At 63.0% G+C, this 14146-nt stretch carries 16 protein-coding genes; 11 read left to right on the top strand and 5 right to left on the bottom strand.

The genetic code is table 11. From position 1 onward, the window contains the following. The first annotated feature begins 57 nt into the window (after positions 1-57). Positions 58-639: a DUF1285 domain-containing protein gene (locus D8Z78_RS17605; protein WP_121630379.1), complete on the top strand. Its 582-nt coding sequence runs from the start codon at positions 58-60 to the stop codon at positions 637-639. Positions 640-681: 42 nt separating this feature from the next. Next, on the top strand, positions 682-909 hold the full coding sequence (locus D8Z78_RS17600; RefSeq protein ID WP_121630380.1) for a DUF2798 domain-containing protein: 228 nt from the start codon (positions 682-684) through the stop codon (positions 907-909). On the opposite strand, the gene D8Z78_RS17595 is transcribed toward D8Z78_RS17600, so the two are convergent. Then, positions 906-1724, bottom strand: coding sequence for a sulfotransferase family protein (locus tag D8Z78_RS17595; RefSeq protein ID WP_121630381.1), 819 nt, complete (start codon positions 1722-1724; stop codon positions 906-908). The genes D8Z78_RS17600 and D8Z78_RS17595 overlap by 4 nt on opposite strands. A gap of 144 nt (positions 1725-1868) precedes the next feature. Here D8Z78_RS17595 and D8Z78_RS17590 point away from each other — a divergent pair, with 144 nt between their 5' ends. Both D8Z78_RS17590 and D8Z78_RS17585 read left to right on the top strand, forming a co-directional pair. Beyond that, positions 1869-3446, top strand: coding sequence for a DUF5928 domain-containing protein (locus D8Z78_RS17590; protein WP_121630382.1), 1578 nt, complete (start codon positions 1869-1871; stop codon positions 3444-3446). A 53-nt stretch (positions 3447-3499) separates the two neighbouring features. Further along, positions 3500-3868, top strand: a complete 369-nt coding sequence (locus D8Z78_RS17585) for a histidine triad nucleotide-binding protein (RefSeq protein ID WP_121630383.1) — start codon at positions 3500-3502, stop codon at positions 3866-3868. 143 nt (positions 3869-4011) lie between these two features. Here D8Z78_RS17585 and D8Z78_RS17580 read toward each other — a convergent pair whose 3' ends face one another. Further along, a complete protein-coding gene (locus D8Z78_RS17580) occupies positions 4012-4929 on the bottom strand; it encodes an ABC transporter ATP-binding protein (RefSeq protein WP_121630384.1) in 918 nt (305 codons plus the stop codon). A gap of 74 nt (positions 4930-5003) precedes the next feature. Here D8Z78_RS17580 and D8Z78_RS17575 point away from each other — a divergent pair, with 74 nt between their 5' ends. From D8Z78_RS17575 to polA, 3 genes are all read left to right on the top strand, one after another. After that, the gene (locus D8Z78_RS17575) at positions 5004-5183 is read left to right on the top strand and encodes a zinc-finger domain-containing protein (RefSeq protein WP_121630385.1); all 180 of its coding nucleotides are present in this window, start codon (positions 5004-5006) and stop codon (positions 5181-5183) included. A 37-nt stretch (positions 5184-5220) separates the two neighbouring features. Continuing rightward, a complete protein-coding gene (locus D8Z78_RS17570) occupies positions 5221-5841 on the top strand; it encodes a TIGR02117 family protein (RefSeq protein WP_255446357.1) in 621 nt (206 codons plus the stop codon). 71 nt (positions 5842-5912) lie between these two features. Continuing rightward, a complete protein-coding gene (gene polA, locus D8Z78_RS17565) occupies positions 5913-8711 on the top strand; it encodes a DNA polymerase I (RefSeq protein WP_121630386.1) in 2799 nt (932 codons plus the stop codon). Between the two features lie 87 nt (positions 8712-8798). Here polA and D8Z78_RS17560 read toward each other — a convergent pair whose 3' ends face one another. Both D8Z78_RS17560 and nth read right to left on the bottom strand, forming a co-directional pair. Then, positions 8799-9794, bottom strand: a complete 996-nt coding sequence (locus D8Z78_RS17560) for an adenosine kinase (RefSeq protein WP_121630387.1) — start codon at positions 9792-9794, stop codon at positions 8799-8801. After that, the gene (gene nth, locus D8Z78_RS17555) at positions 9791-10435 is read right to left on the bottom strand and encodes an endonuclease III (protein ID WP_121630388.1); all 645 of its coding nucleotides are present in this window, start codon (positions 10433-10435) and stop codon (positions 9791-9793) included. The genes D8Z78_RS17560 and nth overlap by 4 nt, the downstream gene beginning before the upstream one ends. A 125-nt stretch (positions 10436-10560) precedes the next feature. Between nth and D8Z78_RS17550 the strand changes: the two genes are divergently transcribed. The 3 genes from D8Z78_RS17550 to D8Z78_RS17540 all read left to right on the top strand — a co-directional run bounded on the left by D8Z78_RS17550 (position 10561) and on the right by D8Z78_RS17540 (position 12901). After that, positions 10561-11415, top strand: coding sequence for a methylated-DNA--[protein]-cysteine S-methyltransferase (locus D8Z78_RS17550; protein WP_121630389.1), 855 nt, complete (start codon positions 10561-10563; stop codon positions 11413-11415). A 169-nt stretch (positions 11416-11584) separates the two neighbouring features. Continuing rightward, complete coding sequence (locus D8Z78_RS17545; RefSeq protein ID WP_121630390.1) at positions 11585-12253, top strand: YiaD family glycine zipper/OmpA-like lipoprotein; 669 nt, start codon at positions 11585-11587, stop codon at positions 12251-12253. Positions 12254-12352: 99 nt separating this feature from the next. Next, positions 12353-12901, top strand: a complete 549-nt coding sequence (locus D8Z78_RS17540; protein ID WP_121630391.1) for an NADPH-dependent FMN reductase — start codon at positions 12353-12355, stop codon at positions 12899-12901. Here the strand turns inward: D8Z78_RS17540 and D8Z78_RS17535 are convergent. Continuing rightward, entirely contained in the window at positions 12898-13293 is a 396-nt protein-coding gene (locus D8Z78_RS17535; protein WP_121630392.1) for a VOC family protein, read from the bottom strand. The genes D8Z78_RS17540 and D8Z78_RS17535 overlap by 4 nt on opposite strands. Before the next feature lie 30 nt (positions 13294-13323). Here D8Z78_RS17535 and D8Z78_RS17530 point away from each other — a divergent pair, with 30 nt between their 5' ends. Continuing rightward, positions 13324-14121 (top strand): HTD2 family dehydratase, encoded by a 798-nt coding sequence (locus tag D8Z78_RS17530; protein WP_121630393.1) that lies wholly within the window; start codon positions 13324-13326, stop codon positions 14119-14121. Positions 14122-14146: the final 25 nt, after the last annotated feature.

Below are 14146 nucleotides of genomic sequence, written 5' to 3'. Positions count from 1 at the left end.
GCACCCTAGGTGATTAGGTAGGAGTGTATCGCCCAGAGTCGAAATGGCAAAAGAACTATGTCCGAACAAAAGAATGTGACTGTTGACGCCGAAGGCCTCGCCGCCTCGGCCCGTGCCGCGAAAAAGGGCAAGGGCCTGCCGCCTGTGCATTTGTGGAATCCGCCGTTCTGCGGCGACCTCGATATGCGCATCGCTAGGGACGGGACGTGGTTCTACCTTGGCACACCGATTGGACGGTTCGAACTGGTCAAGCTGTTCTCATCCATCCTCAAGATGGAAGACGGCAAGTATTTCCTTGTCACGCCGGTCGAAAAGGTCGGGATCACCGTGGACGACGCGCCGTTCGTCGCCGTGGATTTCACGGCGAGCGGCGAAGGCACGGCGCAGGTGCTGACCTTCACCACCCATGTGGGCGACGAGACCGTGGCCGGGCCGGACAACCCCATTCGCGTCGAGCGTGACCCCGAGACCGGCGAGCCGTCGCCCTATGTGCATGTGCGCGCCGGGCTGGAGGCGTTGATCGACCGCAAGTCCTTTTACCGGCTGGTCGAGATCGGTGCGCATCACGATGGTTGGTTCGGGCTGTGGTCGCAGGGCGCATTCTTTCGGATCATTCCGTCGGATGAGTTGCCCGGGTGACGTGATCGGTGCAGTTAAGGGGCGCTGAACCGGAGCCCCAAGATGATTCCACCCCGATTTGCCCCTGTCGTTTTCGGCCTGCTTCTGTCCGGGTTGATGTCGCTTGTCGTGTCCGGCGTGGCGACCGTGCGCGCGGTCGGTCTGGTCGACGGCGTCTTTGGCCTGTGGATGAGCGCATGGGCGTCGAGCTGGCTGATCGCCTTTCCGACGGTCCTGATCGTCGCGCCAAACGTGCGCCGCCTTGTCGAGCGGCACACGCGCAAGGCCTAATCGCCCAGCTTGGCGTGGACCTCGTCCAAGTCGATCTCGCCGATCGGCATCTTGTTGGACGGATCGTCGAAGTCGTATTTGAACAGCGCGAAATCCCGATGATAGATTTCCTTCATCAGGTGCATCGACAGGTCGTCAAAGTAATCCTCGACCGGGTGGGCGCGTTTCGGCCCGTGCCCCTCGGATTCGTTGAAGCGCGGGATGCTGGCCAAGTCGATGGTCTGGGGCGTGTTCACATGGTCGAGCACGCTTTGCATGCCCTCGTTGAACTTCTCCGTCCAGAAGATGTTGTTGTAGCGCCCGCCATTGACGATGAAGGTCGAGACATGGCCCGCCATGGCCGACCAGTGAATGTCGGGCTCCATCGGGCGGCGCCAGCGGATGGTGTCGCGGGTGAACAGCAGGAATCGGCGGAAACTGCGGATCTGGTCGAACTCCTGCTTGCCGTCATCGCCGCCGACCTCGATCCCGTATTTCTGGATCAGAAGCGGCACGAGGTTGCCGCGATAGCGCCGGCCGTTGCGCTGGATGCCGCAGATCTTGTCGAAGAAGGATGACAGGATGCGCGTGTAGGGATTGCGCACGCAGGTGAAGGTGTACGAGGTGCGCGTCTTGACGTTGGCCTTGATCGCGGCTTGGCTTTCCTCGCGCGCCCACTTGTGCAGGCCCCCCGTGGCGTCGTGAATGTCGCCGTCGAAGAATTCGCCATGATCGCTGTAATACATGATCTGGCCGATGGTCGAACAGGCGCATTTCGGCACGACCCGATACACCATACTCTCACTCTCGGTCATCCAAGTGCCTGGAAAACCCATGCCCGTTGCCTCCGGCTTGCTGCGCCTTTGTTCTTTTTGGCGCTTTACTCGTTACAAAAAACCAAAGAAAGCAGGTTTATTCAACGCTCGTTCATGCTTATCACGGTAAACAATCGGGAAAATTCTGGGGATCGTGTTTCCTGAATGGCAAAAATCGCCTTCATACTGCTGTGTCATAAGGACCCTGACGCCATCATCAAGCAGGCGCAGAGCCTGACGGCTGTCGGTGATTACATTTCGATCCATTTCGACGCGCGCGCCAAACCCGAGGCCTATCGCAAGATCCGCAACGCGCTGGACGACAACCCCAACGTGACCTTTGCCCATAAACGCATCAAATGCGGCTGGGGGGAATGGTCGCTGGTCGAGGCGACGATCTACGCGGTGCAATCGGCGGTCGAGGCCTTCCCGCGCGCCACGCATTTCTACATGCTCTCGGGCGATTGCATGGCGATCAAGTCGGCGGAATACGCGCATGAGTTCCTCGACCGGCGCGATTGCGACTATGTTGAAAGCTTTGACTATTTCCAGTCCGACTGGATCAAGACCGGCTGGAAGGAAGAGCGGCTGATCTATCGCCACTGGTTCAACGAACGCACGCAGAAACGCCGGTTTTACGCGATGTTCGAGATCCAGAAACGGCTGGGCCTGACCCGCGAGATCCCGCAGGACATCGAGGTGATGATCGGCAGCCAATGGTGGTGCCTGCGGCGGCGGACGATCGAATGGATTCTCGACTTCATCAAGCAGCGCCGCGACGTGATGCGGTTCTTCGCGACCACATGGATTCCCGACGAGACGTTCTTTCAGACCTTGGTGCGCCATCTGGTGCCAGAGCATGAGATTCAGTCGCGCACGCTGACCTTCCTGATGTTCACGGATTATGGCCTGCCGGTGACGTTCTACAACGATCACTATGACTTGCTGCTGTCTCAGGATTTCCTGTTCGCGCGCAAGATCAGCCCCGAGGCGGCCGATCTGAAACGGCGGCTGGGCGTGCTATACGCATCGGACGGAACGAAGTTCCAGATCTCGAACGAGGGGCGGTCGCTGTACAAGTTCCTGTCGACCAAGGGCCGGATCGGGCGGCGCTTTGCCCCGCGGTTCTGGGAAAAGGAAAGCTCGCTCGGGCGCGAACGCGAATTGCTGATCGTGGTGTGCAAGAAATGGCACGTGGCCAAGCGGTTGGTGGATCGCATTCGCACGATGACCAACATCCCGTGTATCGAGTACCTGTTCAACGAGGAAAGCTGTTTCCTGCCTGATCTGGGCGGCATCCAGTCGACGATGGGCAAGCGGCACCGGCATCGGCGGGCGCTGATGCGGATGTTGTTCGATTATTACGACACCGACCGGCTGGTGGTCTGCATGGACCCTGCGAACCTCGACCTGTTGGAGGATTTCGGCAATGACCGGTCCTTGACGCGGATCTTGGAGATCGAGTGCCAGTTCTCGGACGACTACCTGATCGGCCACGCCATGCGCGTCGGGCTGGCCGGGGACCGCACCCCGTATGAGACGCTGATGCGGCTGTTGCCGACGGTGCGCAATGACATGGTCCATGAGAGCGACCGCATCCGGGATGCGGATTTCGACAATCACCTGCACATGCGCGAGATCGACGGGGTCGAGATCAACGCGCGGGCGGTGTCGCAATTCCTGACCGTGCCGGAGGAGAAGGCGCGCGAGATCGTGGCGCTGGATCATCTCTTTGCCGATTGAGCCTGTGCGCGGATTGGGTGACAACAGGCGTCAAAGACCTTTCGGAGAGTGACATGGCCTACGCTTACGACGATCAGAACATCTTCGCCAAGATCCTGCGCGGCGAGATTCCCAACAAGACCGTGCTGGAGACCGAGCACACGCTGGCTTTCGAGGACATCCAGCCGCAGGCGCCGGTGCATGTGCTGGTGATCCCCAAGGGGCCGTATGTGTGTTTCGACCATTTCGCGCAGGAGGCATCGGATGCGGAAATCGTCGATTACGTGCGCGCGGTGGGCGAGGTCTGCAAGTTGAACGGGCTGGAGGCGGACGGGTTTCGTCTGATCGCCAATGCGGGGCGCGACGGCGTGCAGGAAGTGCCGCATCTGCATGTGCACATCCTTGCGGGCCGTGGACTGGGCCGGATGCTGGCCCGCGCCTGACCTGCCGGGGCGGCTGCGCCGCGCAGGTTGGTTTGCGGCTGCGCGCCGCGTGCGCCGGGGCTGTGCCCCGGACCCCCTTCAGGGGCTCTGCCCCTCGGCCTGCGGCCTCACCCCGAGGTATTTGAGGACCGAAGAAGCCGGGATCAGCGCGAACTTGTGAGAGACAGGAAGACTTCTTGAAGGTCGGCCTGTTCGGTGCGGACGTCGCGGATGGTCAAGCCGGTTGTCTTGGCAAGGTCGAGCACCTGTTCGGCAGAGGTGTCGGAGGCGTTGTAGGTGAAGGCCAGCGTGCCGTCGCGGCGCTGCTCGACGGTGATTCCCGGCTGATCCGGGAGCGAGGCGGGCGCACTGTCGGGGGTGATGACCATCGTTTTCGCGGTGATCTGGCCCAGCAGGTTGGTCTTGGTGTCGTGAGCGACCAGTTCGCCGTGGTTGATGATGGCGATCTCGTCGCACATTTCCTCGGCCTCTTCGAGGTAATGGGTGGTCAGGATGATCGTCATGCCGCGTTCCTCGTTGAGGCGGCGGACATTGCGCCAGAGCATCTGGCGGAGTTCGATATCGACGCCTGCGGTGGGCTCGTCGAGGACGAGGACCTGCGGGTGATGGACCAGCGCCTTGGCCAGCAGCAGGCGGCGGCGCATGCCACCCGAGAGGGTGCGGGCATAGGCCTCGGCCTTGTCGGAGAGGCCCACCATTTCAAGGATATCCGCCGTGCGGCGCTGGGATTTCGGCACGCCGTACAGACCGGCCTGCACCTCCAGCGCGCCGCGCGGGGTGAAGAACGGGTCGAGGTTCAGCTCCTGCGGCATGACGCCGATGGCGGCGCGGCTTTGGCGGGGGTTCTCGTCCTGATCCCAGCCCCAGATCTGCACCTTGCCGTGGGTCTTGGTCACCAGACCGGCGAGGATGTTGATCAGGGTCGACTTGCCCGCGCCATTGGGGCCGAGCAGGCCAAAGATCGATCCAGCGGGGACGGAGAGGTCGATCCCCTTGAGGGCCTGTTTGCCACCCTCGTAGGTTTTCTTCAGCCCGTTGATGCGGATCGCGTCCTGTGTCATGCCGTCTCTTGCCCTGTGCCGTTGCTTGCCTCATAAGGCACATAGGACGTCAGCCACAAAAAGGGAATGATCCCATGACCATCGAAGCCCCCGAGACCAAGATCGTCAACACCTGGCGCGTCGCCTGTGATGGCGGCGAGGGGGCGTTGGGACATCCGCGCGTCTGGCTGGCCATTCCGCATGACGAGGGGTTCGTCGAGTGCGGCTATTGCGACGCCAAATACGTGCACAAGGATTTCGAAGGCAAGGTCTGAGGATCTGCGCCGGTCGGTCTGGCGTGCCGCTTGGCTTTTGCCCGGCGCGATCATCGCCTATTTGATCGCGGCCTTGATCGGCGCCCTCTGGCCCAACGGCGAAACTGGCGGTGGGGCGGGAGAGGTGACGGTGTATCTCGTCGCAGGCCCGATCCATTATGATTTCCTGCTGCCTGCCGATGCGGAAACCCTTGAAGCCTTCCACTTTGCGAAAGGTCATGTGCCATTGGACGCGCCGGGCGTGGATTGGGTTGTCGTCGGCTGGGGCTCGCGGGCCTTTTACACGGCGACCGGCGGTTACAGCGACCTGAGCCTTGGAACCGTTTGGAGGCCTGCGACCGGGGATCGGTCTGTCTTGCACGTGTCTGTCGCCGGTGACGTGACAGGGCATGTCGACCGTCAGCTGAGCCTGACCGCACAGGAATATCGCGCGTTGCGTGCCGCGATCTTGTCCACCGCCCCCGATCCGACGCCGATTCCGGGGGCAGGGTTTTCAGAATGGGATGCGTTTTTCGAGGCCGAGGGGCGGTTTCATCTTTTGCGCACCTGCAATGTCTGGGTGGCCGAGGTCCTGCGCGCGGCGGGGCTGCGCTTTGGCAGGTGGACGCCAACCCCCTACGCGGTGACGGTGTCGCGTCTCATCCATCACTCAAGCTGACAGACTGCGACTGGCACGCGCCGCAGGATCGTGGCACATAGTTGCGAAACGACACGCGCGGGAGGCCGGACATGGCGGGGAACTTTGGCAAGGGATGCCATCTGCATCTGATCGACGGCTCGGCCTTCATCTTTCGGGCGTTCCATGCCCTGCCGCCGCTGACGCGCAAATCCGACGGGTTGCCGATTGGCGCCGTGTCGGGGTTTTGCAACATGCTGCAACGCTATGTCGAGGGCAATGCCGGGGGCGATGTGACCCATGTGGCGGTGATCTTTGACAAAGGCTCGCACACCTTCCGCAACGATCTGTATGACCAGTACAAGGCCAATCGCGAGGCCATGCCAGAGGACCTGCGCCCGCAGATCCCGTTGACGCGCGAGGCGACCGAGGCCTTCAACATCGCCTGCAAGGAGATCGAGGGTTTCGAGGCCGACGACATCATGGCGACGCTGGCCTGTCAGGCGCGCGAGGCCGGGGGGCGGGTGACGATCCTGTCCTCGGACAAGGACCTGATGCAGTTGGTGGGCGACGGGGTCGAGATGCTCGACCCGATGAAGAACAAGCTGATCGACCGCGAGGGCGTGATCGAGAAATTCGGTGTCGGACCCGAGCGTGTGGTGGACGTGCAGGCTTTGGCGGGCGACAGCGTCGATAACGTGCCGGGCGCGCCGGGGATCGGGATCAAGACGGCGGCGTTGCTGATCAACGAATTCGGGTCACTCGAGGTGTTGCTGGACCGGGCCGAAGAGATCAAGCAGCCCAAACGCCGTCAGACCTTGATCGAAAAGCGCGCGCAGATCGAACTGTCGAAGAAGCTGGTGCAGTTGGATGAGGGCATGGACCTGCCCTTTACGCTGGACGATCTGGAGGTGCGTGACCCTGATCCCGAAAAGCTGATGGCGTTTCTGACGGCGATGGAATTCCGCACCCTGACCAAGCGGATCGCCGACAGTATCGGGGTCGAGGCCCCTACGATCCCCGAACCGGCCCCCGTGGCCGATGCCCCCGACGCGCCGGACTGGCCCGCCATCGACCCGTCGAACTACGAGCAGGTCAGCGATATGGAGGCGCTCAACCGCTGGATCGCGCGGGCGCATGAACGCGGTTACGTGGCGGTGGATACCGAAACGACGGGCCTGAACGAGATGACCTGTGATCTGGTCGGGATTTCCTTGGCCATCGATCCGGGCGAGGCCTGCTACATCCCGCTGACACACAAGGCGCAGGGCGGCGACGACCTGTTCGCCGATCACTCGCTGTTGCCGGGGCAGATTGCGCTGGACGAGGCGCTGGCCGCGCTGAAGCCGCTGTTCGAGGATGCCAGTGTTCTGAAAATCGGCCAGAACATGAAATACGACGCGAAGGTCTTTTCGCGCTACGGGATCGAGGTCGCGCCGATCGACGACACGATGCTGATGTCCTACGCCATGCATGCCGGGCTGCATGGGCATGGGATGGACGCGCTGTCGGAACGCTATTTGAACCATACGCCCATTCCGATCAAGGACTTGCTGGGAACTGGCAAGAAGCAGATCACCTTTGATCTGGTCCCGTTGGAGGACGCGGTGAAATACGCCGCCGAGGATGCGGATATCACCCTGCGCCTGTGGATGACCTTCAAACCGCAACTGCATCAGGTGCGCGTGACGCGGGTCTACGAGACGATGGAACGCCCGCTTGTGCCGGTTCTGAAGGCGATGGAAATGGCCGGGGTGCAGGTGGATCGCGGGACGCTGTCGCGCATGTCCGGGGCCTTCGCGCAGAAGATGGCGCAGCTGGAAGAGGAAATTCACGAGCTGGCCGGGGAAAAGTTCAACGTCGGCTCGCCCAAGCAGTTGGGCGAAATCCTGTTCGACAAGATGTCCCTGCCCGGCGGCAAAAAGGGCAAGACCGGGGCCTATGCCACCGGCGCTGATATCCTTGAGGACCTCGCGACCGAGCACGAATTGCCGGGCCGCGTGCTGGACTGGCGGCAATTGTCGAAGCTGAAATCGACCTACACGGATGCGTTGCAGGAACATATCAACGCCGAGACGGGCCGCGTGCACACGTCCTATGTGCAGTCCGGGGCCAGCACTGGGCGTCTCGCCTCGACCGATCCGAACCTGCAGAATATCCCCGTGCGCAGCGAGGAAGGCCGCCGCATCCGCGAGGCCTTTGTCGCGCCCGAGGGCAAGGTTCTGGTTTCGCTCGATTATTCCCAGATCGAATTGCGCATTCTGGCGCATATGGCCGGGATCGACGCGCTGAAACAGGCCTTCCGCGAGGGGCAGGACATTCACGCCATGACCGCGTCAGAGATGTTCAACGTGCCGCTGGACGAGATGACGCCGGATATCCGGCGGCAGGCCAAGGCGATCAACTTTGGCGTGATCTATGGGATTTCAGGCTTTGGTCTGGCGCGCAATTTGCGCATTCCGCGTGCCGAGGCGCAGGGCTTCATCGACCGCTATTTTGAGCGTTTCCCCGGCATCAAGACCTATATGGACGACACCATCGCCTTTGCGCAGGAACACAAACGGGTCGAGACGCTGTTCGGCCGCATCATCCACACGCCGGAGATCGGGGCCAAGGGGCCGCGCGCGGGCTTTGCCAAGCGCGCCGCGATCAACGCGCCCATTCAAGGCACGGCGGCGGATATCATCCGGCGCGCCATGGTGCGTATGCCCGACGCGATTGCGGGTCTGCCCGCCAAGATGCTGCTGCAGGTGCATGACGAACTGATCTTCGAGGTCGAGACGGGCGCGGTCGATGACCTGATCGGCACCGCGCGTGACGTCATGGAAAACGCAGCCGACCCGGTGATCAAGCTCGACGTGCCTTTGGTCGTCGATGCCGGGAAGGGGGCGAATTGGGCCGAGGCCCATTGACCTTCGCGCCCCGGGCTTGACCCGGGGCCTCCACCTTGATGCACCTTGACCATGAGGCCCCGGGTCAGGCCCGGGGCGGGTGTTGCCTCAGATCAGGCCCTTTTCGCGGAACAACTCTTTCAGATCGCGTTCCGGGCGTGGGCCGATATGGCTGATGACTTCGCCAGCAGCAGCCGAGCCCATCTGCCCGGCGGTCTGCATATCCGCGCCGGTCACGAGCCCATAGATGAAGCCGGCGGCGAACTGGTCGCCCGCGCCGGTGGCATCAACAGGCACGACCTTGGTCACTGGCACATTGGTGCGCACGCCGTCGCGCATGATCGACACACCATCGCCCGAGCGGGTGCAGACCACCAGCGGGCAGGTGGCGGCGACGGCGGCGAGGTCCTTGTCCAGATCATTGTTCTGGAACAGCGACTTGATCTCGTCCTCGTTGCCGATGACGAAATCCATCTCGTTGGCGATCAGGCGCAGGAAATCCTCGCGGTGGCGTTCGACGCAGAACGGGTCGGAAATCGCGATCCCGGCCTTGCCGCCCTTGGCGCGGCAGGTGCGGGCGGCGCGCAGGAAGGCATCCTTGCCCTTGTCCTTGTCGAACAGATACCCTTCGAGGAAGATCACGTCGGTATTGCCCGCCACATCCTCGGCCACGTCGTCGGGGCCGAGTTCCGCGGAGATACCCAGATAGGTGTTCATCGACCGCTCGCCATCGGGCGAGACGAAGATCATCGAGCGCGAGGTGGGCAGTTCGCCCCCTTCGACCGGCGCATTGACGAAATCGATGCCGTCATTGGTCATCGCATCGGCGTAAAAATGCCCCAGCGCGTCGTCCTTGACCCGCCCGATGAATGCAGAGCGCAGGCCCAGATTGCCCGCGCCCGCGATGGTGTTGGCGACCGAGCCGCCGGGCGTCTGGATGCGGTTGCCCATGGCGGCATACAGGACCTCGCCGCGCTCGCGCTCGACCAGCTGCATGATGCCCTTTTCGATGCCCATATGGTCAAGAAAGGTATCCTCGGCGCGGGCGATCACGTCGACCACGGCATTCCCGATGCCGACGACCTGGTATTTCTTCTGGCTCATGCGGTTTTTTCCTCGAATTGGCAGAGATCGGCGATCAGACACGCCTTGCATTTGGGTTTGCGCGCGACACAGATATAGCGGCCGTGCAGGATCAGCCAGTGATGCGCGTGTTGCTGGAAATCGACCGGGATGTGATCCTCGATCGCGCGTTCGACGGCGACAACGTCCTTGCCCGGGCAAATGCCCGTGCGGTTGCCGACGCGAAAGATATGGGTGTCGACGGCCTGCGCGGGATAGCGCCACCACATGTTCAGCACGACATTGGCGGTCTTGCGGCCCACGCCCGGCAGGCTTTCCAACGCGGCGCGGGAACAGGGCACTTCGGAGCCGTATTCCTCGACCAAGATGCGCGACAGTTTGATGACGTTCTTGGCCTTGTTGCGGAAAAGGCCGATGGTCTTGATATGCTCGATCACGCCCTCTTCACCCAAGGCGAGCATCTTTTCCGGTGTATCGGCGATCTGGAACAGCTTTTCCGTGGCCTTGTTCACGCCCGCATCGGTGGCCTGCGCGCTCAGCGCGACCGCCACCACCAGCGTGTAGGCGTTGACATGGTTCAACTCGCCCTTGGGCTCGGGTTCCGACGCCTCGAAGCGGGTAAAGATCTCGCGGATCGTGTGATAATCAAGCTGCTTGGCCATGCCGCAGCTATGCCCGCCTGCGCGCAGGGTCGCAAGCGATACAAGGCCGCAGCCGTCAAAAGCGCAATATTCGGGTCGATTGTGCCCGCGCCTCCGGCGTATTCTGGCGTCAAAGGAGACATGTCATGGACACCGAAGGCTATCATTACAAGGTCATGGCGCGTGCCATCGAGGCGGTCGACCGGCTGGGCCCGCAGGCCAGCCTCGACCAGATCGCAAGCGAGATCGGCCTGTCCCCGGCGCATTTCCAGCGGGTGTTTTCAAGATGGGCGGGCGTGTCGCCCAAGCGGTATCAGCAATACCTGACGCTGGGCCATGCCAAGGCGCTGCTGGCCAACAGGTTCACGACGCTGGAGACCGCCCATGCCAGCGGCCTGTCCGGGTCGGGCCGCCTGCATGACCTGTTCCTGCGGTGGGAGGCGATGAGCCCCGGTGACTTCGCCCGCAGCGGCGCGGGCTTGGTGATCTATTGGGGCTGGTTCGAAAGCCCCTTTGGTCCGGCCTTGGTCATGGGCACAGACAAGGGCATCTGCGGCATCGGCTTCGCAGCCGAGACCACCGCCGAACATGCGATGGAAGACCTTGTATCGCGCTGGCCCCTTGCGGACTATGTCGAGGACCCGATGCGGCTGCGGCCTTGGGTGCAGGCGGCGTTTGGCCTGCAGGAAGAGGGCGAAGTGCCGCTCTTCCTGATCGGCGCGCCGTTCCAGATCAAGGTCTGGGAGGCGCTGATGCGCATCCCGTCCGGCCACGTGACCAGCTATTCCGAGATCGCCCAATCCATCGGCCACCCCAAGGCGGTCCGCGCGGTCGGCACGGCCGTGGGGCGCAACCCGATCAGCTACCTGATCCCCTGCCATCGCGCGCTGCGCAAATCGGGGGGCTTGGGTGGCTATCACTGGGGGATTCCGGTGAAACGCCAGATCCTTGCGTGGGAAGCCGCCAGACTCGAGGGCGAGACGGAGGCTGCTATCGGATAACGGGCGCCTCGCAAGCCTTTGGTTCCAAATGCTTTAACCCGGCTTCACGGCGATGATGCGCGGAGTCCCGCCGATTTTCCCCTTCACCCCCCATGGTCGCGGCCCTACTGTGTGGTTAATCATGACCGCGACCCGTGAAGGGCTGCAATCGAGGCGAAGAGAGAGACAGATGATCCGAGCATCCAAACCCATCATTCTGGCCGTTGTCGGTGCCATGACCCTTGGGGCCTGCACCACCGGCCCCATGTTCGACCAGAACGACCCCAACCGTCAGGCCAAGACCGGCGCACTGGCCGGCGCTGCCGTGGGCGCGCTTGCCGGGCGCGCGCTGGGTGGCGGCGACAAGGGCGAGCGCAACCGCGCCACCGTCGCTGGTGCCTTGGTTGGTGCCGCCGCCGGTGCCGCCATCGGCAACCAGCTGGACAAGCAAGAGGCCGAACTGCGCCAGCAGCTTGGGCCGGACACGTCGATCCGCAACACCGGTGATCGGCTGATCGTGACCATGCCGCAGGATATCCTGTTTGCCACCGACAGCGCCGATCTGCGTCCGGGCCTGATCCCCGACCTGCGCGATGTGGCGCAGAGCCTTCTGGCCTATCCGAACACCACGGCGCAAGTCATCGGGCACACCGATTCCGACGGCGACGCGGCCTATAACCAGAACCTGTCGCAGCGCCGCGCGCAATCCGTCGCCAATGTTCTGACCGGCTCCGGTGTGCCGTCGTCCCGCCTGCAGGTCATCGGTCGCGGCGAGGATCAGCCGATCGCGTCGAACCTGACGCCCGAAGGCAAGGCGCAGAACCGCCGGGTCGAGATCGTGATCCTGCCCAACGCCTGATCTGTGCGCTGACGCACCCAACCTATGAAACGCCGCGGCTTGCCGCGGCGTTTTTTGCGGCCATGTCATGGGTCAACGCACAAATCCAAAGGTGACCACATGAGTGACTTGACCCTTCTCGGTATCAGCGGCTCGCTCCGCAAGGCCTCGACCAACCGGCTGCTCCTGCGCGAAGCCGCCCGCCATTTCGACCCGGCGCAGTATATCGAGGCCGATATCAACTTTCCGCTCTTCGATCAGGATCTGGAGAATGCCGAGGGTATTCCGGCCAAGGTCAAGACGCTGGCGGACCAGATCGCGCAGGCCGATGCCATCGTCGTCGCCAGCCCGGAATACAACAAGGGCATCACCGGCGTGCTCAAGAATGCCTTTGACTGGGTGTCGCGGGTGGAGGGCAATCCGTGGCGGGACAAGCCTGTGGCCCTCGTCAGCGCCGCAGCGGGGCGCGCGGGGGGCGAACGCTCGCAAAGCATGGCGCGGCTGGCGCTGAACCCGTTCCGTCCGCATGTCATCCCCGGACCGGAGGTGTTTGTGGCGCAGACCTCGAAGCAATGGGACGACGACGGTCGCCTGACCGACGAATTCGCGACCAAGCTGCTGAAGGAGCTGATGGAAGAGCTGCACGCGGCGGTGAAGCTGCGCGCCTAGGCCGGGTTCGCGATCTCGATCAGGTTGCCATCGGGGTCCCGAAGGTAGATGGACAGGATCGGCCCGGTTGCGCCGGTGCGGCGGATTGGGCCTTCGATCACGGTTAGGCCTTTGCTGCCGAGGTGCTCTTGCCAATCGATCAGGGGCGTGTCCGAGAGAAAGCACAGGTCGGCGCTGCCCGGCGTTGCCTTCTGCGCCTTTGGCTCGAAACCGGGCAGGGGGTGCAGGTTGATCTTTTGCGCGCCAAATATCAGCGCGGTGCGGGTGCTGCCATCGGCCACGGTGAACGCCTCGGCCTGCATCCCGAGCGCGGTGTAAAAGCGGATCGTGGCGTCCAGATCGGCCACGGTCAGGACAAGATGATCGAGCGACTGGACGGCGGGCGCTTTCATGAGGATAACTCCGGTCAAAGGAGACGACCCATGCAAGATGCCGCCCCGGTGGAACACCGTCAAACCGATGTGATGGACCCAAGCCGCGCGCAGGCGCTGCGGATCGCGCTTGGAATGGGCGGGGAGGTCATGCGGGGCACGGTGCTGCCCACGTTCTTCCATCAGATCTATTTCTGGGACGCCCGAGCACCCGAGGCGTTGGGGCGTGACGGCCATCCGAAGGTCGGCGGCTTGATCCCCGATATGGGCCTGCCCCGCCGCATGTGGGCGGGGGGCGCGTTGGAGTTTCACGCACCACTGCGTGCCGGCATCTTGGCGGAAAAAGTCACGCGGGTCGAAAACACCGCACGGAAAGAGGGGCGCAGCGGGCCCTTGGGCTTTGTCACCCTGCGGCACGAGGTGTTTCAGGACGGTGCGCTATGTGTGTCCGAACGGCAGGACCTCGTCTATCGCGAGGACCCGGACCCGGCCGCGCCGGGCCCCGTGCCGCCCATGGCGCGCACCGACGAAGCAGAGGCGCAGGAGGCGGGCTTCGACAGCACGCTCTTGTTCCGCTACTCGGCGCTGACCTTCAACGGCCATCGCATTCACTATGATCTGGACTATGCCCGCGATGTCGAAGGCTATGGCGGGCTGGTGGTGCATGGGCCTTTGCTGGCGCAAAAGCTGATGCTGATGGCCGAGGCTGCCGGGCCGGTGGCGCGGTTCGATTTCCGCGCCTCGTCGCCTTTGATCCATTTCGAGCGTGGCACGTTCTGTCGGAACGGGTCGGATATGTGGGTGCGTGGGCCGGATGGGCGGCAATGCATGACCGCCACCGTCGCATGAAAAAGCCCCGCCAATGGCGGGGCCT

The organism is Tropicibacter alexandrii, assembly GCF_003667315.2.
GTDB classification, from domain to species: Bacteria; Pseudomonadota; Alphaproteobacteria; order Rhodobacterales; family Rhodobacteraceae; genus Tropicibacter; species Tropicibacter alexandrii.
The sequence above is the reverse complement of the archived record's forward strand: the minus strand, read 5'-3'. Positions and strand labels throughout refer to the sequence as shown.

Coding starts and splice junctions, on each gene's coding strand:
- D8Z78_RS17605 (WP_121630379.1), top strand. CDS start 58: ATGTCCGAACAAAAGAATGTGACTGTTGACGCCGAAGGCCTCGCCGCC.
- D8Z78_RS17600 (WP_121630380.1), top strand. CDS start 682: ATGATTCCACCCCGATTTGCCCCTGTCGTTTTCGGCCTGCTTCTGTCC.
- D8Z78_RS17595 (WP_121630381.1), bottom strand. CDS start 1,724: ATGGGTTTTCCAGGCACTTGGATGACCGAGAGTGAGAGTATGGTGTAT.
- D8Z78_RS17590 (WP_121630382.1), top strand. CDS start 1,869: ATGGCAAAAATCGCCTTCATACTGCTGTGTCATAAGGACCCTGACGCC.
- D8Z78_RS17585 (WP_121630383.1), top strand. CDS start 3,500: ATGGCCTACGCTTACGACGATCAGAACATCTTCGCCAAGATCCTGCGC.
- D8Z78_RS17580 (WP_121630384.1), bottom strand. CDS start 4,929: ATGACACAGGACGCGATCCGCATCAACGGGCTGAAGAAAACCTACGAG.
- D8Z78_RS17575 (WP_121630385.1), top strand. CDS start 5,004: ATGACCATCGAAGCCCCCGAGACCAAGATCGTCAACACCTGGCGCGTC.
- polA (WP_121630386.1), top strand. CDS start 5,913: ATGGCGGGGAACTTTGGCAAGGGATGCCATCTGCATCTGATCGACGGC.
- D8Z78_RS17560 (WP_121630387.1), bottom strand. CDS start 9,794: ATGAGCCAGAAGAAATACCAGGTCGTCGGCATCGGGAATGCCGTGGTC.
- nth (WP_121630388.1), bottom strand. CDS start 10,435: ATGGCCAAGCAGCTTGATTATCACACGATCCGCGAGATCTTTACCCGC.
- D8Z78_RS17550 (WP_121630389.1), top strand. CDS start 10,561: ATGGACACCGAAGGCTATCATTACAAGGTCATGGCGCGTGCCATCGAG.
- D8Z78_RS17545 (WP_121630390.1), top strand. CDS start 11,585: ATGATCCGAGCATCCAAACCCATCATTCTGGCCGTTGTCGGTGCCATG.
- D8Z78_RS17540 (WP_121630391.1), top strand. CDS start 12,353: ATGAGTGACTTGACCCTTCTCGGTATCAGCGGCTCGCTCCGCAAGGCC.
- D8Z78_RS17535 (WP_121630392.1), bottom strand. CDS start 13,293: ATGAAAGCGCCCGCCGTCCAGTCGCTCGATCATCTTGTCCTGACCGTG.
- D8Z78_RS17530 (WP_121630393.1), top strand. CDS start 13,324: ATGCAAGATGCCGCCCCGGTGGAACACCGTCAAACCGATGTGATGGAC.